Origin of the sequence: Streptomyces zhihengii (genome assembly GCF_016919245.1) — a bacterium.
GTDB classification, from domain to species: Bacteria; Actinomycetota; Actinomycetes; order Streptomycetales; family Streptomycetaceae; genus Streptomyces; species Streptomyces zhihengii.
The window spans coordinates 1,268,708-1,293,111 of record NZ_JAFEJA010000002.1; the positions used below are offsets into that span (position 1 = coordinate 1,268,708).

The window sequence follows — 24,404 nt, forward strand, 5'->3', positions numbered from 1 at the left end:
CGGCCGGGTTCGGTCCCGGTCGTCGCGGACGGGCGTGCCCGCCCCGTCTAACGGGTGGCGAGCCGCTCCAGCAGGGCGGCGCTCCGGGCGAGCAGTTCCCGTTCCTCGTCCGTGAGTTCGGCGTCGATGGCCTGCGCGAGCCATCCGGCGCGGCGGCCGCGCTCCGCCTCCAGCGCGGCCCGGCCCGCGTCCGTCAGCTCGACGAGCGACTTGCGGCCGTCCGTGGGGTGGGCGCGGCGTGTGACGAGGTGCTGTTCCATCAGCAGCCCCACGGCCCGGGCCATCGACTGGGGGCGTACGCGCTGGTCGGCGGCGAGGTCGCTGGTGGTCATGGCGCCGGCGCGGTCGAGGGCGCCGAGCACGGCGACCTGCCCCAGGGGGATGCGGTCCTCGTGCTTGACGCGCCGGGTGAGCTTGCCCATCGCGGTGCGCAGTTCTGCGGCGATGGCGGCGGCTTCCGAGGTGGGCATAGGGCACTTTACCCCGGTGGGCAGGCGGCATCGCGCCCGAACTGTACAGCAATACTGCACAGCTAAACTGAACAGCATTGCTGTAGAGTCTGGCGTTGTCGGGCTCAGCGCCAGCGCTGTCGCAGCCGGGGCCCGGCACACGACAACGGGAAGGAACTCCCATGTCCGCAGAGACCGCCGCGCCCACCGGCGCCGTCATCGAGACCGTCACCGCCCGCCGGATCATCGACAGCCGGGGCAACCCCACGGTCGAGGTCGACGTCGTCCTGTCGGACGGCTCGCTGGGCCGCGCCGCCGTCCCCTCCGGCGCCTCCACCGGCGCCCGGGAGGCCGTCGAACTGCGCGACGGGGACGCCGCACGCTGGCACGGCAAGGGCGTCGACCGTGCGGTGGCGGGCGTCGACGGGGAGATCGCGGCGTGCGTGCGCGGCCGGGCCGCGGCGGACCAGGCGGGCCTCGACGCCGCACTGGTCGCCCTCGACGGCACCCCCGCCAAGTCCCGGCTCGGCGCCAACGCGATCCTCGGGGTGTCCCTCGCCACCGCCAAGGCCGCCGCTGCCGCCGCCCGTCAGCCCCTCTACCGCCACCTCGGCGGCCCGGACGCACACCTGCTGCCGCTGCCGATGATGAACATCGTCAACGGCGGCGCCCACGCCGACAATCCGCTGGACTTCCAGGAGTTCATGATCGCGCCCGTGGGCGCGGACACCTTCGCCGAAGCCGTCCGCATGGGCAGCGAGATCTTCCACACCCTGCGCCGCGACCTGCTGGCCGCCGGCCACTCCACGGGCGTCGGCGACGAGGGCGGCTTCGCGCCCGCACTGCGCACGGCCGAGGAGGCGCTCGACTTCGTGATGGCCGCGATCGAGCGCACCGGCTACCGCCCCGGCGCCGACATCGGCCTGATCATGGACCCGGCGTCGTCGGAGTTCTTCCGCGACGGCGTCTACGACTACGCGGGCGAGGGCGTGCGGCGCACCCCCTCCGAGAACGCCGACTACCTGGCGAAGCTCATCGACGCCTACCCGATCGTCTCCGTCGAGGACCCGATGGCGGAGAACGACCTGGACGGCTGGCGCGAGCTGACCGCCCGCGTCGGCGACCGCTGCCAGCTCACCGGGGACGACGTCTTCTGCACCGACGAGGCGCTGGTGCGCGAGGGCATCCGCACCGGCGTCGGCAACTCGGTCCTGGTCAAGGTCAACCAGATCGGCACCCTGACCGAGGCGCTCGCCACGGTGGCCACGGCGCACCGCGCGGGCTGGACGGCCGTCATGTCGCACCGCTCGGGCGAGACGGAGGACACCACCATCGCGGACCTGGCGGTGGCCACCGGCTGCGGTCAGATCAAGACCGGCTCGCTCTCCCGTTCCGACCGCACGGCCAAGTACAACCAGCTCATCCGCATCGAGGAGGAGCTGGGCACCGCGGCCCGCTTCGCCGGCGGCTCGGTCCTGCGACGGGCCTGAACAACCGGAGCGCGGTCCCGCGCCCGGCCTGATCGGCGGGCGGGCTGTCCCGTGCCGGGCCTGAACGGGGGGACGCGGCGTTTGCGCCGGGCCTGAGGAGCGGGAGCGCCGTCCTGCGCCGGGCCTGACGGGCGGGCGGGCGTTGTGCGCCCGGCCTGACGGGCGGGCTGTCCCGTGCCGGGCCTGATCGGCGGGCGGCGGCGTTGTGCGCAGCATCTGACAACGGGAGCGCGGTCCCGCGCCCGGCCTGATCGGCGGGCGGCGGCGCCGGATGCGGGCACCCGGGCCGGGAGCGGCCCCGGGGCGTACGAGGATTTCCGTGTCCGTGCCGGTGAAACGCCTGAAGCGGGGCAGGTGAACGGCATGCCGACCCTTCTCCCGTCCCCGGCCGGGGATGCCGCGCACGACGCCGCGCACACGACCGCCGCCAGGTTCCGGCACGGCGCCTACGCGGAGCCGTGCCCCACGTGCCATGTCCCGGCCGGGGAGCTCTGCCGGGCCCGGCGGGCGGTGCACACCGCCCGCCGGGAGGCGTACCGCCGCAGGCACCGGGACACCGCGCTGGTGCCGCTGCTCGTCGGCCGGTGACGCGCGCCCGGTGACCGCACCGGATGTGCCCGGCGGCGTGGGCGGCCCCGGCGCACCGGGGCCGCCCCGGTGCGCCGTCCGGGCGGGCGCTGCGTCAGGGGCGCGGGACGCCGTCGGCCGGCGGGGTGCCGCCGCCCTGCGGCCCGCTGCGGTCGACCTGGCCCTGGATGGTGCGCGGGGGCTGCCCGGGGCCGTCGGCCGGCGGCTCCTGGGCCTTCATCGCCTTCGCCTCGCTCTTGAGGATGCGCGCCGCCTTGCCCGCGTTGCGGGCGAGGTCGGGGAGCTTCTTCGCGCCGAACACGATCAGAATGACGATCAGGAGGATCGCGAGTTCGCTGAGTCCGAACACCGGTTCACGCTTTCTCGAGGCGCCCGTGGGCGGCCGGCTGGAGTGCGGCGCGACGGGTCGCGCCGGGTGAACACGGGTCAGACATTGACGCCGAAGTCGGAGGCGATTCCCGCGAGTCCGGAGGCGTAGCCCTGGCCGACGGCGCGGAACTTCCACTCGGCGCCGTTGCGGTAGAGCTCGCCGAAGACCATGGCGGTCTCGGTCGAGGCGTCCTCGGACAGGTCGTAGCGGGCGAGCTCGACCCCGCCCGCCTGGTTCACCACGCGGATGAAGGCGTTGCGCACCTGGCCGAAGCTCTGGCCCCGGGAGACGGCGTCGTGGATCGAGACCGGGAAGACGATCCGGGAGACGCCGGCCGGTACGGCGGCCAGGTTCACCTTGATCGACTCGTCGTCGCCGTCGCCCTCGCCGGTCAGGTTGTCCCCGGTGTGCTCGACCGAGCCGTCGGGGCTGGTGAGGTTGTTGTAGAAGACGAAGTGCTGATCGGATGCGACCTTGCCCGTCTCGTTCAGCAGCAGCGCGCTGGCGTCGAGGTCGAAGTCCGCTCCCGAGGTGGTCCGCACGTCCCAGCCCAGACCGACCAGGACCGCGGTCAGTCCCGGGGCCTCCTTGCTCAGCGAAACGTTGCCGCCCTTGCCCAGGCTCACGCCCATATCAAGTCCCGTCCCCAGTCGGTGTTCTCGGTGTGCCGGCTCGTCGCGAGCCAAGGAAAATCTACACCAGTGTAGAAGTAGAGGTCCCGGTCGCGGGCGTTCCGGAGGAGCCCGTGACGGCACCGCTCGCCGACACCCGCCCCCGCGTGCGTCACACCCGCGCCGAAGACGTGTCCAATGGGACGGAACGAACGAGAGGAGGGCCCCGTGGCGGGGGATCCCACACCCACCGGACCACCGGACACCGGGGACGAGCCCGACGACTCCCTGCTGGCCGTCCGCGCGGCGGAGGGCGACGAGGAGGCGTTCGCCGTCCTGGTCCGCCGGCACGCCCCGGCGCTGGTCCGGCTCGCGACCCGGCTGCTCGGCAACCGGGCCGAGGCGGAGGACGCGGTGCAGGAGTCCTTCATCAGCGCCTGGCGCAAGCTGCCCGAATTCCGCGGCGGCTCCGCCGTCGGCACCTGGCTGTACCGCATCGTCACCAACCGCTGTCTGAACGTCCTGCGCGCCCGCAGACCCCAGGCGCCGCTCGACGCCGCCCACGAACCGGCCGCACCGACGCACACCGTCGCCCCCGACCGCATCACCGAGGGGCGCACCGCCGTGGAGGACCTGCTGCGGGCGCTCGACGGACTGTCGGACGAACAGCGCACCTGCTGGGTGCTCAGGGAATGGGACGGCCGGTCCTACGAGTTCATCGCGGAGACCGTCGGCATCACCCAGCAGGCGGTCCGCGCCCGCGTGTTCCGCGCCCGACGCCAACTGACCCACGCATTGGGGGCCTGGCAATGACCTCCGGTAACCACCCGCCCGCCTCCCCGGCCCCCGACCCGGACGACGAGCTGCTGCCCTGCGGGCGCCTGCTGTCCCGGGTGTGGGCCGACTGGGAGGAGGGCACCACCGACGACCACGGCCGCACCTGCCCGCACTGCCGCCGCGCGGCCGGTGACCTGGACCGCCTGGAGACGGCGGTACGGGAGCTGCGCGACGACACGCCCGGCACCCCGTCCTACGACGCGGCACCCCTGACCCGGCGGGTCATGGACGTCGTCCGGATGGAGCTGCGCCCCGGACGCCCGTTGCCCCTCGGCGAACCCGACGAGGACCTCTGGATCATGGAGGCGCCGGCCGCCCGCGTGCTGCGCACCGCCGCCGAACAGGCACCCGGCGTCCGCGCGGGGTCCTGCCGCATCGTCCCCGCGAGCGACACGGCCACGGGCCGCGTCACCGTACGGCTCGGCGTCCAGCTCCCGCTCGACGCCGGCGACCTGCCCGGTCTGGCCGAGCAGGCGCGCGCACACGTCCAGCGGGCGGCCGAGCGGCGGCTGGGGCTGCGGATCGACGGCATCGACATCCACATCACCGATCTGGTCGGGGGACCCGACGTCCCGGGCGGGCCCGACGTCCCGGACCGACCCCGGGTTCCGGGCGGCCCCGGCGGGCACGACGACCCGGACCGAACCGACGTCCCGGGCGGGCCCGACGTCCCGGACCGACCAGGGGTCCCGGGCGGGCACGACGACCCGGGCGGGCCCGGGGGCCCGGGCCACCCGGGCGGCACCGAGGAGGAGGGGTCCGACCGATGACACCCACCACGCTCACCGACGAACTCGCCGCCGAGGTACGCCGGGTGCCGGGCGTCGCCTTCCTCACCCCCGGTGTCAGCGGCCGGCTGCGATCGGCGCTCTCCGGCGCCCGGCAGGAGGGGACCGACGCGGGCGGGCTGCGCATCAGCCCGCCGGACGGCGCGGGCCCCTGGCGGATCGAGGTCCGTATCGTCACGCTCGCCGACGCCCGCGCCCTGGACGTCGCCCGCGCCACCGGTGCCGCCGTCGGCGCGTACCTGAGGACCGCACGGCCGGAGCGGGCCGCCCGGGTCACCGTCACCGTCACCGGCATGGTGTGACCGGGCACGGAACCGGAGACAGCGCGGACGGCCCGCCCCGCCGGACGGCCCCGCCCCGCCGGACGGCCCCGCCCCGCCGGGCGGGGCCGTCCCGCCGGCACGTGACGCGTCGCGAACTCGCCGGACGGCGCACGGTGTCGGCGACTCCGCCGCGGGACCCGGCCGCCCCGCCCGCGGGAATCGGGCGCCGGCGACGAGAACCCGTCGGCCCGCCCACGGGAATCCGTCGCGCCGCCCGCGGGAAGCGGCAGCCGGCGGCGAGAATCCGTCGCGCCGCCCACGGAAATCCGCCGCCGCGGTCACCGAATCGGCCGTCACTGAAAAGCGGCGGCCTCCTCATGGAGTAATAGCCGACGCCTCCTCATTCACCTGTTAGTAAATGCGATCGCGATCCCCTACTTTGTGAGCGGATCGGCGAGGGCGCGCACCGGACGGCACCGTTCGCCCTCGCCCGCGGGCAGCAGCCGGACACACTCCCCGACCCTCGGAGCGCACGCATGAACGACAACGACACGGCGAACGGCGTCCCCCGGCGCCGCTTCGTCGCACTCTCCGGCGCCCTCGGTGCCGGCGCGCTGCTCGCCGGTTCCGCGGGTGGCGCGTCAGCGGCGTCGGGCCCCGTGCCCGCCGGCCCCGCGTCGTGTCCGTGCCCCTGCCCCACCGACCCGAACCCGCCCGGGGGAGGCCAGAGTCCCTGCCCTCCCGCGCACATGCAGGCCCTGTGCGGCAGCCCCGCCGACAACGACTCCCTCTGGCACGACGTGCGGTACTGCACCCAGGGCATCGCCCCGCCGCCGCCCCAGCAGAAGCCCGACTGCCTGAAGGTCACATCGCATTACGTCGTCCTGCACGGCAAGCCGGTCTCCCCGCACAATTTCCTGCTCCTGCCGAGTTGCCGGATCACGGGAATCGAGTGCCCGTTCATCGTCACGAACGACGCCGCGAATTACTGGGACGCCGCGTGGGAGAACGCGCGGAGCGGGGGCAGTGTCCCCGTGCAGTTCCCGAACATCGGACTGGGGGTCAATTCGAAGGGAGCCCGCCGGCTCAACCAGCTCCACATCCACATGGCGGGCGTCCGGGCGAGCACCCAGCGGCGGCTCCAGGAACTGGAGGCGACCGGGCGCGTCGCCTTCCAGCCGTCGCAGTGGGGCGACCTCCAGTACCAGGCCGCCGTGACCGGCACCCTCGGCTCCGGCGACCGCACCTACCGGGTGCTCAGGCTCAACAGCCTCGACCAGAACCTCTTCGCCCTGCTGAACCGGTACGTGGTGGTGCGGTTCGGGCTGGACATGGCCGACCAGACCTTGGTCGTCGTGCCGAAGACGACACCGGCGGGCGGATTCGCCGGCAGCTTCTACGTCCTCAACAGCGACGCGTCGCTCCACGACGGCACCAGCACCTGCGACCACCTGCTCGTCTACACCTGAGGCCGCGGCGGCGGCCGGGCCTCGGCCGAGCCGGCCGCGACACACGCGGGGCGGGCCCGGCTCCTTCGCTGCCGACGCCCCCGCGCCACGCCCTGACCCGAACAGGAGCCCGCCGTTGCGCCTCTACGCCCAGACCCCCGCACGCCGCAGCCGCCAGGTGCTCGTGGACCTGGTCGCGGTGGTGCTGATCGCCGTCACGGTGTGGACGGCCCTCCTCGTCCGCGACACGATCCTGTTGCTGGCCGTCCCGGGGCGGGAGGTCGAGAGTTCCGGCGACGGCCTCGCCGAGGAACTCGGCAACGCCTCGGACGCGGCGGGGGACGTGCCGTTCATCGGCGACGTCCTGAAGAAGCCGCTCCAGGCCGCGGCCGACGCCGGCACCGGATTCGCGGACGCCGGCGCCTCCTTGCAGGACACCGTCACCCAGGTCGCGGACGCGACCGCCGCGGCCCTCATCGTCGTGCCCGTGCTCCTCATCCTGGTGCTGTGGCTCCCGCCGCGTCTGCTCTGGATCCGCCGCAGCGCCACCGTCCGCCGCCTCGCCGAGGCACCCGGCGGCGCCGATCTGCTCGCCCTGCGCGCCCTCACCGGCCCGCCTTCCGCCCTCGCCGCACTGCCCACCCCACCCGGCGGCTTCGCCGACGCCTGGCGCCGCGGCGACCCCAGGACCGTCGCGGCCCTCGCCGCGCTCACCCTCGCCCACACCGGCCTCCGCCCCTGAGGGCGCATGGTGGGGCCGCACGCCGAGGGCACACGGCGAAGGCGCACGCCGAGGACGCACGCCGAGGACGCACGCCGAGGGCGCACGGCGAAGGCGCACGGCGAGGACGCACGCCGAGGACGCACGGCGAAGGCGCACGGCGAAGGCGCACGGCGAAGGCGCCGAGGGTGCACGCCGAGGGCGCACAAGCCAGGGTGCACAGCGCGGCTCCGGGCGGGCACGGCGGCGGCTTCGCATGCGGCCGCGACCACACCGCCCGGCTCCCGGATTCCGGGCGCACGGCCCGTCTAGACTCCGGAGACCGACGGACGGAAGGCCGGCGCCATGCGGAGACTTCACTACGGCATGAACCTTTCCCTGGACGGCTATGTCGCCGCGCCCGGTGACGACATCGCCTGGGGCGAGCCGAGCGACGAGCTGTTCCAGTTCTGGCTCGAAGAGGAGCAGGCGGTCGGCCTGATGCTCTACGGGCGCAGGCTGTGGGAGACCATGAGCTCCTACTGGCCGACGGGCGACCAGCAGCCGGGCGCCGACGCGGCGCATGTCGCGTTCGCGCGGAACTGGCGGGACACGCCGAAGGCGGTGTTCTCCTCGACGCTCGACGAGGCCGACTGGAACGCCCGCTGGAACGCCCGCCTGTTCACCGGCGACGCGGTCGCGGAGATCACCCGGCTCAAGGCCGGGGACGGTGGCCCGATGCGGGTCGGAGGCGCGGCGCTCGCCGGGGCGGCGATGCGGGCCGGGCTGATCGACGAGTACACGATCGTCACCCACCCCGTCCTGGTGGGCGGCGGCACACCGTTCTTCACCGCGCTGGACGGCCGGACGAAGCTGAACCTGCTGGAGACGCGGACGTTTCCCGGTGGCGTGGTCCTGAACAGGTACGAGACGAGGCGCTGAACGCGCCGGTCGGGCGGTTCGAGGACGCGGGCCGGTCGTCGAGCGGTGACCCGCTCCCGCCGCCGCGTGCCCGTGCGCCGATCCGGGGCCGTTCCGCGCACAGTATGAACGAAACGCGCCGGCCCATGGTGCCCGTGGCGAGGGGTTCCTAGCATCGCACCCCACCAGCGGAAACCCGCACCACGGCTCCGAGGAGATGCACCGTCACATGAGCAGCAGCCCACACCCCGGCATGCCCGTACAGGCCCGTTCACGGATGCGGCACCGGCTCGCGGTGGTGGCCGGGGTCGCGGGGCTCGTCGCGACCACGTTCGGCCCGGCGGGGGCGGCCCGGGCCGCCGGGGTGACGGACCGTCCGGCTCCCGCCGTGTGCCCGGCGAACGTGGGGGAGACGGCGGACTGTTACACCGGACGGGACGTCAACGGCGCCCACTACGCCATCGCCGTGCCCAAGGAGTGGAACGGCTCCCTCGTCGTCCACGCCCACGGCGGCCCCGACCTCGGCGAGGGGTCCGATCCGGCGAGGAGCACCGACGACCTGGACCGGTGGTCGGTGATGGTGGACGAGGGGTACGCCTGGGCCGGTTCCTCGTACCGCCGGGGCGGCTACGGCACCCGCATGGCGGCCGAGGACACCGAGAACCTGCGCCGGCTCTTCGTCCGCGAGTTCGGGCGGCCGGAGCGCACGTACCTCCACGGGCAGTCCTGGGGCGGCAACGTCGCCGCCAAGACCGTGGAGACGTACGCCACCGAACACGGGCCCTACGACGGCGCCCTGCTCACCAACGGCGTGCTGGCCGGCGGGTCGCGCGGCTACGACCAGCGGGTCGACCTGCGGGTGGTCTACCAGTACTACTGCAAGAACCTCCCCCGCCCCGGCGAGCCCTCGTACCCGCTGTGGCAGGGGCTTCGCGCCGATTCCACCCTGACGTCGGCGGGCCTGCGCGCCCGTCTGCGGGAGTGCACCGGGTACGACGCGCCGGCGGGGGAGCGGACGGCGCTCCAGCAGCGCAACCTCGACGACATCCTGGCCGTCACCCGCATCCCGGAGCGCACGCTCGAAACCCATCTGCGCTTCGCCGTCTTCACCTTCCGCGACATCGTCCACCACCGCCTGGGCGGCCGGAACCCGTTCGGCAACCAGGGCGTCCGCTACACCGGTTCGCACGACGACCGCGCGCTCAACGCCGGTGTCGCACGGTTCCGGGCCGATCCCGGCGCCCGGCGCGACCTGTCCTGGGACAGCGACCTCACCGGCCGTGTGGCCGTCCCGGTGCTCACCCTGCACGCCGTCGACGACCCCACCGCCTTCGTCGAGCACGAGGCCGCCTACCTCGCCACGCTCCGCGGCGCCCGCCGGGACCACCACCTGGTGCAGACGTTCACCACGGAGAGCGAGCACAGCGGGCTGAGCGCCGCCGAGTACGCCACCTCCGTCGCCGCCCTGGACACCTGGGCGCGGACGGGGCGGAAGCCCACTCCGCGGTCCGTCGCCGCCTCCTGCCCGTCCTTCGACACCGTGCACCGGACCGGCTGCCACTACGACCCCGCCTTCCGTCCCGCGCCCTACGCCTCCCGGGTCGCCCCGCGGCCGGGCGGGCTCTCCTGGCCGGCCATGACGGCGGCCCAGGAGGCGGCGTGGAGCCGGATCGAGGGCGTGGGCATCGTCCCGTAGCCGGGGTGCCCGGCGGGGTCCGGTCCGGTTCCGGCCCGCCCCGCCGGCCGCGCGCCGCCGAGCCGTGGATCGCCGAAACGGTGTGCGAGAACATGACGTGGCGGCGAGAATTGCCGACCGGCACCCGCACATCAGCCCGCAGGTCGTGAGAACGAGGGACGGCCGCCACCACGGAGGAAAGCGTGACCGCTGTCGACTGGGCCCGGGAACTGAAGCCGCTGCTGCGGGAGTGGGACCCGCAACCGGAGGCCGCGGTGCTGGTGGGAAGCCATGCTCGGGGGGACGCGACGCCCTGGTCGGACATCGACGTCGTCTGTGTGGGGAACGGCCCCGGCTACGTCTTCCGCCTCACCGGACTCGGCCCGGTCTCCTGGAGTTTCGCCACCGCCGACGAGCACCTCGCCAACATGGCGAACCCCCATTCCTGCGGCCAGGTCGTCCCCGCGTGGCGCGACGCGCTGATCCTCGACGATCCCCACGGGCGGGCCCGGGAGCTCGTCGACCACGCCCGCCGGTGGACGTGGGACCTGCTCGATCCCACACCCGAGGTCTGGGCGGCGCAGGCCGTGTACGGCTACGCGGAGGAGGTCATGAAGCTGCACCGGGCGATCGCGCGCGAGGACCGGGTCAACGCCCGCGTCCAGGCGTCGATCCTCGCCGTCCACCTGGCGCCGGTGGTCGCGGGCGGCACCCGTACCTTCTTCCCCTCCGAGAACCACCTCTGGCATCTGCTCGCCGACCGACTCGGCGGCGCGTGGCGCGACGCCCAGACGGCGGCGCTCGCCGCGGGCGGCGAGGACCCGCGCAGGAGCTCTGCCGCCGCGATCGAGCTGTTCCGCGCCGCCTGCGCCCTCTTCGACGCGCACATGACCGACGAGCAGCGCCGCATCGTGCGCTACGCGCTCGCGGCGGAATCCGGCTGAGACGCCCCGCGGGGCGCGCCCGCCCCGTCAGCCCTCGTCCCGGCCGTCCGGCGCCGCGGATCGGGCGGGGGCGTCCGCGAGCGGGATGCGGGACTGCAGTTCGGCGGTGAACTGGGCGCCCGTCAGCAGGGCGAGATTGGACAGCCACAGCCAGACGAGGAAGACGACCGTCCCGGCCAGCGACCCGTACAGGCGGCTGTAGGTGCCGAGGACGGAGGTGTAGAGCGCGAAGCCCGCCGAGACGGCCAGCCACAGCGCGGCGGCCAGCACACCGCCGGAGACGCTGTGGCGGCGCCGGCGCGCGGGGGCGGGGCCGGTGTGGAAGACGATGACCACGAGGGCCGCCACCAGGCCGAGCAGCAGCGGCCAGCGCGCGAGACTCCAGACCAGCGGCACGGCGGTGCTCAGATGCAGCAGGCGGCCGAGGGCGGCGGCGACCGGTCCGCTCAGCAGCAGCACCAGGGCGCTGACGACGAGCAGGGCGAGCAGGAGCAGGGCGGTGGCCACGATGCGGTGGGCCTTGCGCCACGGCGAGCGGCTGTCGGGCATGCCGTGCATGCGGTGCAGGGAACGGCGGAAGACCGCCAGATAGCTGCACGCCGACCACAGGGCGCTGACGGCGCCCGCGGCCATCACCGTCCACGTGGCGGAGTGGGGTGTGAGCGCGCGGGCGAGGAGGTCGTGCAGCTCGGCGCCGGACTGGCCCGGGGCGTACTGCGCGACATGGGCGGTGAACTGCTCGGCGGTGCCCGGGCTGACGACTCCGAAGGCCAGCACGATCACCAGGAGCGTCGGCAGCACGGCGAGGATGGCGTAGTAGGTCAGCGCCGCCGCGTCGTCGGTGACGTCGTCGTTCCACATGGTCACCGGCGTGCGGCGCAGGGCCGGCCACCAGGCCGGGACGGGGCGGCCCGTGGTCCGCCGCATCGGTGCGGTGTGCTGCGTCGTCATGCCCACGTCCTCTTCGTCGAACGCCCGGCAAGGCGCCGTGATGGTGCTGTCACGGTGGATGGACACCGTCGCGCAGCCGCTGTGACGCGCCTTCCCGTGAAATCCCCGGTCAGACGCCCGGCGGACGTGGTCCACGGGACGCGTGCCCTCCCGTGTCCCACGGGGTGCCGAGTGCCACAGGAGTGCACCCGCGACGTGCCCCGGACGCCCCGGATACAGTGCGGTCCCGAGACGAGACCGCACCCACGGAGGGCCCGTGACACCCGCCGGCACCCACCCGGACAGCGACACCCCCCACCGCACCGGCGCCGACGGCGGCGCCGACGGCGGCGCCGATGGGGACACCGGCCCCGGCACCGGTCTGCACCGGGCGCTGGACCGGATCCTCGCCGAGCGGTTCACCTGCCGCCAGTTCCGCCCGGACCCGGTGCCCCGGGCCGTCGTGGAGGAACTGCTGCGCCTGGCCCAGCGCACCCCGTCCTGGTGCAACACCCAGCCCTGGCACGTCCACCTCACCGAGGGCGCCGCGACCGAGCGGCTGCGCACCCGGCTCACGGCCCATGTCGCCACCGGCACGCCCGCGCCCGACTTCCCCTTCCCCGTCCAGTACACCGGCGCCTACCGGGAACGCCGCCGCGCGTGCGGCCACCAGCTCTACGACAGCCTCGGGATCCGCAAGGACGACCAGGAGGCGCGGCTGATCCAACTGCTGCGCAACTTCGAGCTGTTCGACGCCCCGCACGTCGCCCTCGTCACCACCGAGGCCGACCTCGGCGTGTACGGCGCCGTCGACTGCGGCCTCTACATCGGCACCTTCCTGCTCGCCGCCCAGAGCCTCGGGCTCGCCGCGGCCCCGCAGGCCGCCCTCGCCTCCTACTCCGACTTCCTCCGCGACCACTTCGCCCTCCCTCCCGGCCGGCGGGTGGTGGCGGGCATAGCCTTCGGATACGCCGACCCCGGCCATCCCGTCAACGGGTTCCGCACCGGCCGCGAGGACACCGGGAACGCCACCACCTGGCACACCGACTGACGGTCTCCGCCCGGTCCGGTGCCGCCCGGGGCGTGTATCGCGCGCGTATCGGAAACCGCATACGCCGCCGCAACAGCCGGTCGCCTTCAGTGGACCCATGCTCGACGCACGACAGGACCACCCCGGGGCGCGCACCCACCGGGCCGCCCCCGGACGCCGCGGGACGGCGCGCCGCAGGACAGGACGCCGCAGGGCAGCCGCCACCACCGCCCTGCTGGCCGCCGGCGCCGCCTCGCTCTACCTCGCCGTCGCCCACGGCCTGCCCGGACCGCACGACCGCTCGGGCCGGGACGCCGCCGGGGCCACCCCGGCCGGGGAGACGGCCGCGCCGGACCCGGCGGGCACGGCGCGGGCCCCCACCCGCTCGTCCGTGCCGGAATCCGGCCCCGGCACCTTCACCACCGCCACCGCCGGAGCGCGGGCCACCGGTGCGGGCAGGCCCTACCGGGTCGAGACGGAGGACGGCAGCGGCGTCCGCCCCGACGACGCCGCCGAGCGGATCGCCGCGATCCTCGGCCACGAACAGGGCTGGTCGCGCGGCGACGGCACCGCCTTCCGACAGGTCGCCGACGACAGCGCCACCCTGGTGATCCGCATCGCCACCCCGCACACCTCCGACGGCATCTGCGCGACCGGCGGCCTCGACACCCGGGGCGAGCTCAACTGCCGGGTCGGCGCGACGGTCGTCGTCAACCTCCGGCGCTGGCAGCTCGGTTCGCCCGAGTTCGACGGGCCGCCCGAGGAGTACCGGGCGCTGATCGTCAACCACGAGGTCGGACACTGGCTCGGGTACGGCCACCGCGGCTGCCCCGGGCCCGGCGCGCCCGCCCCGGTGATGATGCAGCAGATCAAGGGACTGCACGGCTGTGTGTCCAACGCCTGGCCCTACGGCCGTGACGGCACGTTCCACGACGGTCCCCACGAGCCCTGAACGACGGGCGGGACGGCCCCGCCAGGTGCCCGGGAGGCTTTCGATATGCCGACGATATGGGGCGACTCGTACCCTCGGGACATGCGAGTGCTGATCGTCGAGGACGAGCCCTACATGGCCGAGGCCATCCGCGACGGCCTGCGCCGTGAGGCGATCGCCTCCGACATCGCCGGTGACGGGGACACCGCCTGGGAGATGCTCACCGTGAACAGCTACGACATCGCCGTGCTCGACCGGGACATCCCCGGCCCGTCCGGCGACGAGATCGCCCGACGCATCGTCACCTCCGGCAGCGGCATGCCGATCCTCATGCTCACCGCCGCCGACCGGCTCGACGACAAGGCCACCGGCTTCGGACTCGGCGCCGACGACTACCTCACCAAACCGTTCGAGCTCCGGGAACTCGTGCTCCGGCTCAGGGCGCTCGACCGCCGCCGCGCCCACAGCAGACCGCCCGTCCGCGAGATCGCCGGCCTGCGGCTCGACCCGTTCCGCCGCGAGGTCCACCGCGACGGCCGCTATGTGGCGCTGACCAGGAAGCAGTTCGCCGTGCTCGAAGTCCTCGTCGCCTCCGACGGCGGTGTCGTCAGCGCCGAGGAACTGTTGGAGCGGGCCTGGGACGAGAACGCCGACCCGTTCACCAACGCCGTCCGCATCACGGTCTCCGCCCTGCGCAAACGGCTCGGGGAGCCCTGGGTCATCGCCACCGTTCCCGGCGCCGGGTACCGCATCGACACCCGGCCCTCGGCGGACCACGGGGGAGCGGACGGTGGTCGGATGTCGTCGGACCACGGGGGAGCGGACGGTGGTCGGATGTCGTCGGACCACGGGGGAGCGGACGGTGGTCGGCCGTTGTCGGACCACGGGGGAGCCGACAGCGGTCGGCCGTCGTCGGACCACGGGGGAGCGGACCGTGGATAGACGGCCCGGGCTCAGCGTCCGCGTCAGGCTCACCCTCAGCTACGCCGGTTTCCTCGTCTTCGCCGGTCTGCTGCTGCTCGCGGCGGTGTGGGTGTTCCTGCTGCGCTACGTCCCCGACCGCGCGATGCTCATCGACCCCAGCGACCGTCCCGACGGGGTCTTCCCCATCCGGTCCGCGCTCCTCGACGTCTTCGCCCCGAGGGCGGCCGCGGTACTGGGCTTCCTGCTGGTGTTCGGCCTCGTCGGCGGGTGGATACTCGCCGGCCGCATGCTCGCCCCGCTGACCCGCATCACGGAGGCGACCCGCACCGCCACCCGCGGATCCCTCTCCCACCGCATCCGGCTGCCGGGCCGCAGCGACGAGTTCCGCGAACTCGCCGACGCCTTCGACACGATGCTCGCCCGCCTCGAAGCGCACATGGCCGAGCAGCGGAGATTCGCGGCCAACGCCTCGCACGAACTGCGCACCCCGCTGGCGATCTCGCGGGCGCTCCTCGACGTGGCCCGCGACGATCCGGACCAGGACCTCCGCGAGACGCTGGACCGCCTGCACGCCGTCAACGCGCGCGCGATCGACCTCACCGAGGCGCTGCTCGTGCTCAGCCGCGCCGACCAGAGGTCCTTCACCCGGGAGCCCGTCGACCTCTCCCTCCTCGTGGAGGAGGCCACCGAGACGCTGCTCCCGCTCGCCGAGAAGCGCGGTGTCACCCTGGAGACCTCCGGGGACGTCGCGCCGGCCCTCGGGTCACCGGCGCTGCTGCTCCAGCTCACGACGAACCTCGTGCACAACGCGATCGTGCACAACGTCGCCGACGGGGGCGAGGTCCGGGTCAGCACCGGGGCGGGCCCCGCCGGGACCGTGGTGCTCACGGTCGAGAACCACGGCGAGCACCTCGCCCCCGAGCTGATCGCGACGCTCACCGAACCGTTCCAGCGCGCCACCGCGCGGCTGCGCGGCGACCACGCGGGTGTCGGACTCGGGCTGGCCATCGTCCGGCGGATCACCGAGGTGCACGACGGCTCCCTCGTCCTCGCCCCTCGCGCCGGCGGCGGCCTCCGCGTCGACGTGCGACTGCCCGCGCCGCCCGCGCCCTCCTCGAAACCCTTCCCGAAGGACAGCTGACCCGTGACCGAAGCACTGCGAGACGCCCCCCGCGCACCGCGGGAGGGCGGCGGCCGACGGCGTGCCGGCACCCCGGACACACCGAACACACCGAACCCACCGGCTGCACCGGACGTACGGGGGACCGGGCCGGACGCCACCGGGCCCGCCGCTCCCGGGACGGCCGGTTCCGCGACCACCGGCGCAGCCGACAGCGGCGCGACCGGCGCCACCGGGCCCGCCGGCCCCGGCGTCCGGTATCCGCGCGTCCGCCGGGCGGTCCGCGGCCTCTTCGGGCCGGGACCGTGGAAGCGCGGGCCGCTGCTCGCCGCCCTGGCCCTGGGCCTCGGCCTGCTCCTGCTGCTCCACGCCGAGGTCACGGACCGGGGCGGTCTCGGCAGCCTGGTGGAGACGTTTCTGCCGTGGCTCGGGCTGTTCGTCCCGGTGCTGCTCGCCGCGGCGCTGTGGCACCGCTCGGCCACGGCGCTGATCGCCCTGCTGCTGCCGGTCACGGCCTGGCTGAGCCTCTTCGGCGGACTGCTCGCCGGCGGATCCGCGCCGGGCGGCGACCTCACCGTGGTCAGCCACAACGTCAACGCCGAGAACCCCGACCCCGCGGGCACCGCACGCGACCTCGCCGCCTCCGGGGCGGACCTGCTGGCCCTCCAGGAGATGACCCCGCAGGCCACGGAGACCTACCGGAAGGAACTGGCCGCGGCCTACCCGCACCACACCGTGCGGGGCACGGTCGGCCTGTGGAGCAGGCTGCCGCTGTCCGACTCCCGGGCGGTCGACGTCCTGCGGGGCGACGCCGGGCCGCTGGCGGAGACCCGGCGGGCCGGGGACCGCCCGGCGGAACCGCCCCGGGCGCTGCGCGTCACCGTCGCCACCGACCGGGGGCCGCTCGCCGTGTACGTGGCGCACCTGGGGTCGGTGCGGCTGATGCCCCGCAACGGCTTCTGGACGGACTCCCGCGACGCCGGCGCGGTCGCGCTCACCGCGGCGGTCGCCGCCGAGCCGAACGAACGGGTGATGGTGCTCGGCGACATGAACGGCACCACCGACGACCGCGTGTTCGACGGCCTCACGGCGCGGCTCGACTCGGCCCACGAGAAGGCCGGGGACGGCTTCGGGTTCAGCTGGCCCGCGTCCTTCCCGATGGCGCGGATCGACCAGATCCTGGCCCGGGGGGTGGAGCCGAGGAGCGCGTGGGTGCTGCCGGCCACGCCCAGCGACCATCTGCCGGTGGCGGCGGCGTTCGCCTGGTGACCACGGGCCGAACGCCCGACCCGCCGAACCGACCCGTCGGGCTCATCCCGGCCCGCCGAACCGACCCGTCGGGCTCATCCCGGCCCGCCGAACCGACCCGTCGGGCTCATCCCGGCCCGCCGCCGGACCTGTCGGACGTACCCCCGGGCCCGCCGAACGGAGCCGTCGGCCGTTTCCCCGCCCGCCGAACGGTTACCTGTCGTCCTTGACGCGTCGACCGGACCATGAGGACGGTGTCTGAGATGAGCGGATCGGTACAGCGGGCGATCAGGCGGGTCCTCCCGTCGGCCGCGGGCCCCGGCAGGATCCTGCGCGGCATGGACCGCCTGGAGCGGGCGCAGGCCCTGGACGGTGTGGCGGACCGGGTGCGCGACACCGTCCGGGCCGCCCCGCTGGGCCCGGGGCGGGACGTGCTGCACGGCCGTTGGCTGGGGCACCCCCTGCACCCGGTGATGGTGCAGGTGCCCGTCGGCACCTGGTTCTCGGCCGCGGTCCTCGACCTCGTACCGGGGCAGCGGCGGGCGGCGAGCGTGCTGATCGGCGTGGGCCTCGCGGCCGCCGCCCCGGCGGCCGCGGCGGGCTGGGCCGACTGGGCCGAGCTCCAGCGCCGCCAGATGCGCGTGGGCCTCGTCCACGCGGCGGCCAACCTCACCGGGGTGTGGCTCTACACCGGCTCCCTCGTCGCCCGCTCCCGCGGCCGCACCGCGCTGGGCAAGACCCTCGGGTTCGCCGGCCTGGCGGCCGTGGGCCTCGGCGGGGCGATCGGCGGACACATGGCCTACCGGCAGGCCTCCGGAGCCAACCACGCCGAGGCTGTGCCGGAGCTGGTGGAGCCCGGCTGGCACGACATCGGCGAGGTCGCCGCCCTGCCCGTCGGCAGCCCGGTCCGGCGCCACATCGACGACGTCGCGGTCCTCGTCGTGCGGGAGAGCGGGAACCGGGTGCACGTACTCGCGGACGAGTGCAGCCACATGGGCGGACCCCTCTCCCAGGGCACCGTCGAGGACGGCTGCGTACGGTGCCCCTGGCACGGCAGCGTCTTCCGGCTGGAGGACGGCTGGAACGTGCGCGGGCCCGCGACGGCCCCGCAGCCCGCCTTCGAGGCCCGCGTCACCGGCGGCCGGGTCGAGGCCCGGCTGCGCGGCACCCCGGACGAAGGCACCTCCGCCCCCGACGCGGCGTGACGCCGTCCCCCGAACACGCCGGCAGCCCTGACAGCGCCGACAGCAGCAACAGCCCCGACAGCCCCGACACGGAGGCCGATCATGAGTGAGCAGACACCGTCCCAGGCCGAGGGCGAACGCGAGCCGGACACCGGGCCGCCCGGCCCGCCCCGCACGACCCCCTCCCAGGCCGAGGGGGAGCGCGAGGAGGAGACGACGGAGGACGTCGGGGAATCCGGCGACGACTGAGCCGCCCGGAGCCCCGCCCCTCGTGGAAGGCGGTACGGAGATGGACGACGCCACGGACGACGCCGCGCCCGGGGAGGCGTCCCCGCTGCGGCTGCTCCTCGTCGCGGACACCCATGTGCCGCTGCGGGCGAAGCGGCTCCCCGACGAGCTGTTGCGCGAGGTGGAGCGCGCCGACGTCGTGCTCCACGCCGGTGACTGGGTCGACGTCGCCACCCTCGATCTGCTGGAGGCCCGGGCGCGGCGGCTGATCGGTGTGTTCGGCAACAACGACGGCCCCGGCCTGCGCGCACGGCTCCCCGAGGTCGCCCGCGCCCGGCTCGGCGGCCTGCGGTTCGGCGTCGTCCACGAGACGGGGCCCGCGCGGGGGCGCGAGGAGCGCTGTGCCGCGCGCCATCCCGGCCTGGACGTCCTCGTCTTCGGCCACAGCCACATCCCCTGGGACACGAGCGCGGGCGGTCTGCGGCTGCTGAACCCCGGCTCGCCCACGGACCGCCGGCGACAGCCGTACCGCACCTACATGACGTGCGTGGTGGGGGAGGGGACCCTCCGGGACCTCGTCCTGCACCGGCTTCCGCAGCGCTGAATCCGTCCCCGCCGCCGGTGAACGCCTCGACGAGGGCGGCGGACAGCCGCACCGGCGCCGCCCGGCCGGTGCGGCTGTCCGCCGAACGAAGCGCGACGCCGCCGGGTGCGCACTGAGCGAACGGATCGCCTCCGCCGCAGTTGCGAAGCGGTCCGCCGGGCAGGCGCGCCGATGCGGTGCCGACGGCGGCGCCGCGCGGACGAGCAGGAGGATGAGCGCCGTGAAGACGATGATGCTGTCCCAGAGTTTCGGCCACGGCGTCCTGGTGATCACGATCCACGACGAACCGGCCCGCGCGGAGCGCGCGGAGACGGCCCGGCGGCTCGCCGACCTGATGTGTGCCCACCGGCCCGCGCCGGTGGTCGTCGTCATGGCCGACGCCGCGTCCACCGCCGCGACCGCGGAGGTCGTGCGCCAGGCGCACCGCCGGTGCGGCAATCCGGGCGTGCTGCTGTCCGTGGCGACGCACAGCGCGCCCGTGCGGCGTCTGCTCGAAGCCGAGGAGACCACCGTGCGGCACCGCATGGGCGTCCACCCCCACTTCGACACCGCCTTCAGCTCGGCGAGCCGCGCCCACGCCGATCTCGCGGGCACGGCGCGCACGGCGGAGCCCTCGCGTACGGAGGGCAGGCGGACCTGGATGAGCCGCCGCCACGAGCGCCGCTCCGCACCCCGGGCCGCCTGACCCGCCGATCTGCCCAACCCGCCGATCTGCCCGACCCGTCTGACCCGCCCGATCTGCCCGACCTGCCGCAGGCCGGTCAGTCGAGGCTCTGGACGCCGCCTGCCGCGGGGCCGAGCCCCGCCTCCAGCAGGTCGGTGAAGAGACCGACCGGATCCTCCCAACGCCCCCGCACCCAGTCGGCGTTGATGTTCGCCGCGACCACCCGGCTGCCGTCGCGGGTGCCGTACACGTACGACCAGGAACCGAACAGCGCGCCGCCCATGCCCCAGACCGGTACCCCGGAGGGCAGGACCAGCCGGGAGAGGCCGAGTCCGTAGGAGGCGCGGGGGAGCCAGTCCGCGGTCGGGACCATGGTGAGCATCTCCCGCTGCTGCTCCGGGCCGAGGAGTTCCCCGCCGAGCAGGGCCGCGAGGAACCGGGTGAGGTCGGACACGGTGGAGATCATGCCGCCGGCCGCCCAGTACGGGCTGGTCTCCAGCTCCGTCGCGTCGTGGACCGGCGCCCCGGGGTCGGGGGAGAACAGCCGGGTGTAGTGGCGGGCATGCGGTGCGGGGAGGTCCGGGTCGGCGCCGAGCGGCAGGGAGGTCCCCGTCAGGCCCAGCGGGCGGACGAGGCGGTCGGCGATCTCCTCGGCCAGCCCCCGCCCGGTCACCCGCTCCACGATCAGCCCGGCCAGGACGTAGTTGGTGTTGGAGTAGGCCCAGCCGGTCCCCGCCGGGAAGTCGGCCGGATGGGACAGGGCGATTGCCACCAGTTCGCCGGGCGTGTAGCTCGCCTGTCTGCTGAGCGCCGGCTGGTCGTTGGTGTGGCTGTGGATCCCACTGGTGTGGTCGAGGAGCCGGCGGACGGTGACGGCGCTGCCGTCGTGCCCGTTCCCCGTGACCATGCCGGGGAGCCATCGCTCGACCGTGTCCTCCAGCGTCAACCGGCCCTCGGCGACGAGGCGCAGGAGCACGGTGGCGGTGAAGGTCTTGGTGATGCTGCCGATCCGGAAGCGGTCCCCGTGCCCGCGCGGCCGGCACGTGTCCGTGTCGGCGGCGCCCGCCGTGCCGTACCACTGCCCGCCGCCGTCGCGGATCTCGGCGAGGATGCCCGGCACGCCCCCTTCGCGCACCGCCGCGTCGAGCACCTGCCGGACGGCGGTGTCGCCCTCGCGGGTGACACCCGTGGCAGAGGTGTCGTCAGCCATGTGAACCCCCATGTACAGCCCTCGTTTCTCGACTTTTCGTTCCACCTGAAAGCTACGGTCGGGGCGTGGCCGCGGAAGCCGTGCGGGCAGGCGAAGTCCGGGAATCCCGAGGGATTTCGGGGTTGTGTAGCGTTGCCCGTGACGGCTAACGCAACGGGCGCTCCGCAGGGGCGGGCGCAAGGTCGCGTCGCTGTCGTCAGGGCCCGGGGCGGGAGGTCGGACATGGGCGGCGGGAGACTGACTCCGCGGGACCGCGAGGACATCGAGGCGGGACTGGCCGAGGGGCTGGCGTGTGCGGCGATCGCCCGACGGCTGGGGCGGCCGACCTCGACCGTCAGCCGGGAGGTCGCCCGCAACGGTGGGCGCGGCGGGTACCGCGCGGAGCACGCCGACCGGGCCGCCGTCTGGCGGCGCCGCGACCGCCGTCCGCCGCGCGCGGCCCGGCGGGACGCCGGCACCGGAGCCGCTCGGGGCCCCGATCACGCCGATGCCGCAGGCGGCCCGCTCGGCCACGGTCCCGACGGCACCGGCGACGACACGGCGCGGGGCGCCGATCCCGCCGCCGTGCACGCGTACGTCGACGGCTTCGCGGCCGTGCTGGCCGGGGCCGGGCTCCCCCGCACGGCCGCGAGGGCGCTGGCCTGTCTGGTGACCGCTCCGTCCGGCGCGCTCACCGCGGCGGAGCTGGCCGAACGGCTGCGCGTCAGCCCCGCCTCAGTGTCCAAGGCCGTGGGGTATCTCGAAGCGCTCGATGTGCTCACCCGCCGGTACGAACCGGGCCGGCGCCGCCCGTTCCATGTCGTCGACGACGGCGTCTGGCTCCGCACCTGGCGGGCCGGCGCCCGGAAGAACGCGGTGTGGGCCGAGACGGCTCGGCGGGGCATCGAGCTGTTCGGCGCGGGCTCTCCCGCCGGGGTGCGGCTGGAGGCGATGCGCAGGTTCTTCGCCGGGGTCCACCGGGAGATGGCCGGTGCGTCGGCGACCGAGATCCTCGACGACGCCGGCACCGTGGTGGCCGCGCTCCTCCACGCGGGCCGCCCGCTCACCGCCGGTGAACTCGCCGGAGCCCTCGGGTGGACCAGGGGGCGCACCGCCGCGGCCGTGGACGCCGCCGAGCACCCGCCGGACGCCACCGGCCCCGTGGCGCTCCGGCGCACACCGTCCGGGGCGCTCCTGGTCGGGGACCGGCAAGGCCGGCTCACCCCGGCCCAGCGCACGGCGCTCGCCCGGCCCGTCGAACCGCCCCGCCCCGCAGCGGACCCGACCGGCCGTCCCTGACGGCCGGGTCGCCCCGCACCCGGCGCGGGCCCGCCGGCCGCGTCCCACCATGTGCGACGGCCTGCCGCCGCGCGGACCCGCCGCCTGCGACCGGCCACGTGCGCCGGCCCGCCCCGGCCCCTGCCCCACGGTCCCGCCCGGCCGCCGTGCCGCCCGGCACGGTGCCCACGTGACCCGGGGTCAGGCGGCCGCCGCGGCCCGGAACGTGCTGGGGCTCAGGCCCTTGTGGCGTTTGAAGGCGGCGCTGAAGCCGAAGGCGTCGGCGTAGCCGACGGACGCGGCGATCCGGGCGATGCTGAGGTCGGTGTCGAACAGGAGCGCCTCGGCCTCGTCCATCCGGCACTCGGTGATGTAGGCCAGGGGCGGACGGCCCATCAGTTCGGTGAAGCGCCGGGCGAACAGCGCCCGGGAGACACCGGCCCGGGCGGCCAGCAGCGCCACCGTCCAGGGGCCGGCCGGGCGGTCGTGGAAGGCCCGCAGGGCGGGGGCGAGGACGGGGTCGGCGAGGCCCCGGTACCAGTCGGGCGCGTCGGCGCCCGCCTGTTCGAACCAGGTGCGCAGCGTGCACACCAGGGCCCAGTCGAGGAGGCGGTCCATCAGGGCCTGCGAACCGGCCGAGAGCTGGACGGCGTCGGTGGCGGCGGACTCCAGCCAGGCGCAGACCTCGTCGCCCTCGTGGACCACCAGAACGGGCGGCAGGGTGCGCATGAGCCGTTCGTGGCGGTGGCTGGGGGCGCGGTAGGCGCCCACGATCATCGCGGTCGCGCCCTGCGGTTCGGTGTCCCAGTGGAGGCCGTCGAGCTCCTCGGAGGTGCGGTCGGCGTCCGGGGTGAAGCAGGCGATCTCGTAGGCGGCGTGCGGCCCGTGGACGGTGGCGGGGTCGTCGACGAGACGGAACGGCGCCGGGCCGCGCACGACGGCCGTGTCGCCCGCCTCGACCGGCCGTTCGGTGCCGTCGGCCAGCAGCAGGGTGCCGCCGCCGCGCAGGACGGTGACCATGGTGAGCGGCGCGCCGTCGGTGAAGCTGATCGTCCACGGGGCCGTCAGGACGGCGTGGCTGACGATCGATCCCTCGGCCCGGATGCCGCTCAGCAGTGCACTCAGAGGATCCATGGACAGAGCGTAGACGATCTCCTATGTCTCATGGAGCTTCTCCCATGGATCGTCCACGGGATCGCGGTTGTACTGGATCCAGGACGTGATCGAGACCGCGTCGGCACCGGCACCGGCCGCTGCCGAACGGCGTGGAGACCAGCCAGGAGACACTGTGACGCAGCACAGCACCGACGTCAGGACGGCCCTCGTCGTCGTCGCGCACCACCGCACCGATTCCCTGACGGCGCACACCGCCCGCCGTGCCGCCGCCCAGTTGGAGGAGGCCGGCTACCGGGTCGACCTGCTGGACCTCCACGCCGAGGGCTTCGACCCCCGGATGACCACGCAGGACCAGCCGGACTGGGGCGACCGGGAGAAGGCGTACTCCGAGGAGACGCATGCCCACATGCGGCGCATCCTCGACGCCGACACCGTCGTCGCCGTCTTCCCGGTCTACTGGCAGGGCGTGCCCGCCATCCTCAAGGGGTGGATCGACCGGGTGTGGAACTACGGCTTCGCCTACGGCCGCAGCAGGCCCCGCCTCGCGGGCAAGCGTGTGCTGTGGCTGGGGCTCGCCGGTGCCACCGCCGACGACCCCGTCGCGGACGGCATGCGGGCGGCCCTCGAAGCGACCCTGAGCGACGGCATCGCCTACTACTGCGGTTTCGCCCGCTCCGCGGTCGGCCTGCTCCTCGACGCGGAGGAGCGCCCGCAGCGCGTCGACGCCACGGGTGCCCTGCTCGTCGGCGACGTCGTCACGGGGGCCGAACGCGAGGCGAAGTACGCCGACTTCGACCGCCGCGCCCACCGGTTCGTCGAGGAGTTCCTGACGGAGGAGCTGGTGGCGGTCTGACGCCGGCGGTCCGTCCCGACG

Annotated in this window: 27 protein-coding genes; 21 read left to right on the forward strand and 6 right to left on the reverse strand. The window is 74.8% G+C overall.

Features of this window, described 5'->3' with window-relative positions:
• Positions 1–47: 47 nt before the first annotated feature.
• On the reverse strand, positions 48–470 hold the full coding sequence (locus JE024_RS33265; protein WP_205377602.1) for a MarR family winged helix-turn-helix transcriptional regulator: 423 nt from the start codon (positions 468–470) through the stop codon (positions 48–50).
• 161 nt (positions 471–631) lie between these two features.
• Here JE024_RS33265 and eno point away from each other — a divergent pair, with 161 nt between their 5' ends.
• Positions 632–1,939: a phosphopyruvate hydratase gene (gene eno / locus JE024_RS33270; RefSeq protein ID WP_205377603.1), complete on the forward strand. Its 1,308-nt coding sequence runs from the start codon at positions 632–634 to the stop codon at positions 1,937–1,939.
• Positions 1,940–2,302: 363 nt separating this feature from the next.
• Complete coding sequence (locus JE024_RS33275) at positions 2,303–2,527, forward strand: hypothetical protein (protein ID WP_205377604.1); 225 nt, start codon at positions 2,303–2,305, stop codon at positions 2,525–2,527.
• A gap of 94 nt (positions 2,528–2,621) precedes the next feature.
• Here the strand turns inward: JE024_RS33275 and tatA are convergent, their stop codons facing one another.
• Together tatA and JE024_RS33285 are read right to left on the reverse strand one after the other, a co-directional pair.
• Positions 2,622–2,876 carry a twin-arginine translocase TatA/TatE family subunit gene (gene tatA, locus JE024_RS33280; protein ID WP_205377605.1) on the reverse strand — a complete coding sequence of 85 codons (255 nt, stop codon included), beginning with the start codon at positions 2,874–2,876 and terminating at the stop codon, positions 2,622–2,624.
• Positions 2,877–2,953: 77 nt separating this feature from the next.
• Positions 2,954–3,529: a TerD family protein gene (locus JE024_RS33285; protein WP_205377606.1), complete on the reverse strand. Its 576-nt coding sequence runs from the start codon at positions 3,527–3,529 to the stop codon at positions 2,954–2,956.
• 207 nt (positions 3,530–3,736) lie between these two features.
• Between JE024_RS33285 and JE024_RS33290 the strand changes: the two genes are divergently transcribed.
• From JE024_RS33290 to JE024_RS33330, 8 genes are all read left to right on the forward strand, one after another.
• Positions 3,737–4,321 (forward strand): RNA polymerase sigma factor, encoded by a 585-nt coding sequence (locus tag JE024_RS33290; protein WP_244883325.1) that lies wholly within the window; start codon positions 3,737–3,739, stop codon positions 4,319–4,321.
• Entirely contained in the window at positions 4,318–5,115 is a 798-nt protein-coding gene (locus JE024_RS33295; protein ID WP_244883326.1) for an Asp23/Gls24 family envelope stress response protein, read from the forward strand. Before JE024_RS33290 ends, JE024_RS33295 begins: the two co-directional genes overlap by 4 nt.
• Entirely contained in the window at positions 5,112–5,435 is a 324-nt protein-coding gene (locus tag JE024_RS33305; protein ID WP_205377608.1) for a hypothetical protein, read from the forward strand. Before JE024_RS33295 ends, JE024_RS33305 begins: the two co-directional genes overlap by 4 nt.
• Positions 5,436–5,932: 497 nt before the next feature.
• The gene (locus tag JE024_RS33310; protein WP_244883328.1) at positions 5,933–6,865 is read left to right on the forward strand and encodes a CDP-diacylglycerol diphosphatase; all 933 of its coding nucleotides are present in this window, start codon (positions 5,933–5,935) and stop codon (positions 6,863–6,865) included.
• Between the two features lie 115 nt (positions 6,866–6,980).
• Positions 6,981–7,586, forward strand: a complete 606-nt coding sequence (locus JE024_RS33315) for a hypothetical protein (RefSeq protein ID WP_205377609.1) — start codon at positions 6,981–6,983, stop codon at positions 7,584–7,586.
• Between the two features lie 324 nt (positions 7,587–7,910).
• On the forward strand, positions 7,911–8,486 hold the full coding sequence (locus JE024_RS33320; RefSeq protein ID WP_205377610.1) for a dihydrofolate reductase family protein: 576 nt from the start codon (positions 7,911–7,913) through the stop codon (positions 8,484–8,486).
• 208 nt (positions 8,487–8,694) lie between these two features.
• On the forward strand, positions 8,695–10,161 hold the full coding sequence (locus JE024_RS33325; protein ID WP_244883330.1) for an alpha/beta hydrolase: 1,467 nt from the start codon (positions 8,695–8,697) through the stop codon (positions 10,159–10,161).
• Between the two features lie 182 nt (positions 10,162–10,343).
• Positions 10,344–11,084 carry a nucleotidyltransferase domain-containing protein gene (locus JE024_RS33330; RefSeq protein ID WP_205377611.1) on the forward strand — a complete coding sequence of 247 codons (741 nt, stop codon included), beginning with the start codon at positions 10,344–10,346 and terminating at the stop codon, positions 11,082–11,084.
• 27 nt (positions 11,085–11,111) lie between these two features.
• Here JE024_RS33330 and JE024_RS33335 read toward each other — a convergent pair whose 3' ends face one another.
• Positions 11,112–12,035, reverse strand: a complete 924-nt coding sequence (locus tag JE024_RS33335; RefSeq protein WP_205377612.1) for a YihY/virulence factor BrkB family protein — start codon at positions 12,033–12,035, stop codon at positions 11,112–11,114.
• Between the two features lie 256 nt (positions 12,036–12,291).
• Here JE024_RS33335 and JE024_RS33340 point away from each other — a divergent pair, with 256 nt between their 5' ends.
• The 9 genes from JE024_RS33340 to JE024_RS33380 all read left to right on the forward strand — a co-directional run bounded on the left by JE024_RS33340 (position 12,292) and on the right by JE024_RS33380 (position 19,968).
• Entirely contained in the window at positions 12,292–13,065 is a 774-nt protein-coding gene (locus JE024_RS33340; protein ID WP_244883332.1) for a nitroreductase, read from the forward strand.
• Positions 13,066–13,162: 97 nt separating this feature from the next.
• Positions 13,163–13,996 (forward strand): DUF3152 domain-containing protein, encoded by an 834-nt coding sequence (locus JE024_RS33345; RefSeq protein ID WP_205377613.1) that lies wholly within the window; start codon positions 13,163–13,165, stop codon positions 13,994–13,996.
• A gap of 81 nt (positions 13,997–14,077) precedes the next feature.
• Positions 14,078–14,917, forward strand: a complete 840-nt coding sequence (locus tag JE024_RS33350) for a response regulator transcription factor (protein WP_244883334.1) — start codon at positions 14,078–14,080, stop codon at positions 14,915–14,917.
• A complete protein-coding gene (locus tag JE024_RS33355) occupies positions 14,910–16,040 on the forward strand; it encodes a sensor histidine kinase (protein ID WP_205377614.1) in 1,131 nt (376 codons plus the stop codon). Before JE024_RS33350 ends, JE024_RS33355 begins: the two co-directional genes overlap by 8 nt.
• 300 nt (positions 16,041–16,340) lie before the next feature.
• Complete coding sequence (locus JE024_RS33360; protein WP_244883611.1) at positions 16,341–17,288, forward strand: endonuclease/exonuclease/phosphatase family protein; 948 nt, start codon at positions 16,341–16,343, stop codon at positions 17,286–17,288.
• Positions 17,289–17,530: 242 nt separating this feature from the next.
• Positions 17,531–18,472: a Rieske (2Fe-2S) protein gene (locus JE024_RS33365; RefSeq protein ID WP_205377615.1), complete on the forward strand. Its 942-nt coding sequence runs from the start codon at positions 17,531–17,533 to the stop codon at positions 18,470–18,472.
• 81 nt (positions 18,473–18,553) lie between these two features.
• Complete coding sequence (locus JE024_RS33370) at positions 18,554–18,700, forward strand: hypothetical protein (protein ID WP_205377616.1); 147 nt, start codon at positions 18,554–18,556, stop codon at positions 18,698–18,700.
• A gap of 85 nt (positions 18,701–18,785) precedes the next feature.
• A complete protein-coding gene (locus JE024_RS33375; RefSeq protein WP_205378486.1) occupies positions 18,786–19,283 on the forward strand; it encodes a metallophosphoesterase family protein in 498 nt (165 codons plus the stop codon).
• 220 nt (positions 19,284–19,503) lie between these two features.
• Positions 19,504–19,968, forward strand: a complete 465-nt coding sequence (locus JE024_RS33380) for a hypothetical protein (protein ID WP_205377617.1) — start codon at positions 19,504–19,506, stop codon at positions 19,966–19,968.
• Between the two features lie 76 nt (positions 19,969–20,044).
• Here the strand turns inward: JE024_RS33380 and JE024_RS33385 are convergent, their stop codons facing one another.
• Positions 20,045–21,157 carry a serine hydrolase domain-containing protein gene (locus JE024_RS33385; RefSeq protein ID WP_244883336.1) on the reverse strand — a complete coding sequence of 371 codons (1,113 nt, stop codon included), beginning with the start codon at positions 21,155–21,157 and terminating at the stop codon, positions 20,045–20,047.
• 222 nt (positions 21,158–21,379) lie between these two features.
• Here JE024_RS33385 and JE024_RS41980 point away from each other — a divergent pair, with 222 nt between their 5' ends.
• Complete coding sequence (locus JE024_RS41980; RefSeq protein ID WP_205377619.1) at positions 21,380–22,435, forward strand: GbsR/MarR family transcriptional regulator; 1,056 nt, start codon at positions 21,380–21,382, stop codon at positions 22,433–22,435.
• A gap of 180 nt (positions 22,436–22,615) precedes the next feature.
• Here the strand turns inward: JE024_RS41980 and JE024_RS33395 are convergent, their stop codons facing one another.
• Complete coding sequence (locus JE024_RS33395; RefSeq protein WP_205377620.1) at positions 22,616–23,548, reverse strand: AraC family transcriptional regulator; 933 nt, start codon at positions 23,546–23,548, stop codon at positions 22,616–22,618.
• Positions 23,549–23,702: 154 nt separating this feature from the next.
• Here JE024_RS33395 and JE024_RS33400 point away from each other — a divergent pair, with 154 nt between their 5' ends.
• A complete protein-coding gene (locus tag JE024_RS33400) occupies positions 23,703–24,383 on the forward strand; it encodes an NAD(P)H oxidoreductase (protein WP_205377621.1) in 681 nt (226 codons plus the stop codon).
• The last annotated feature ends 21 nt before the right edge of the window (positions 24,384–24,404 follow it).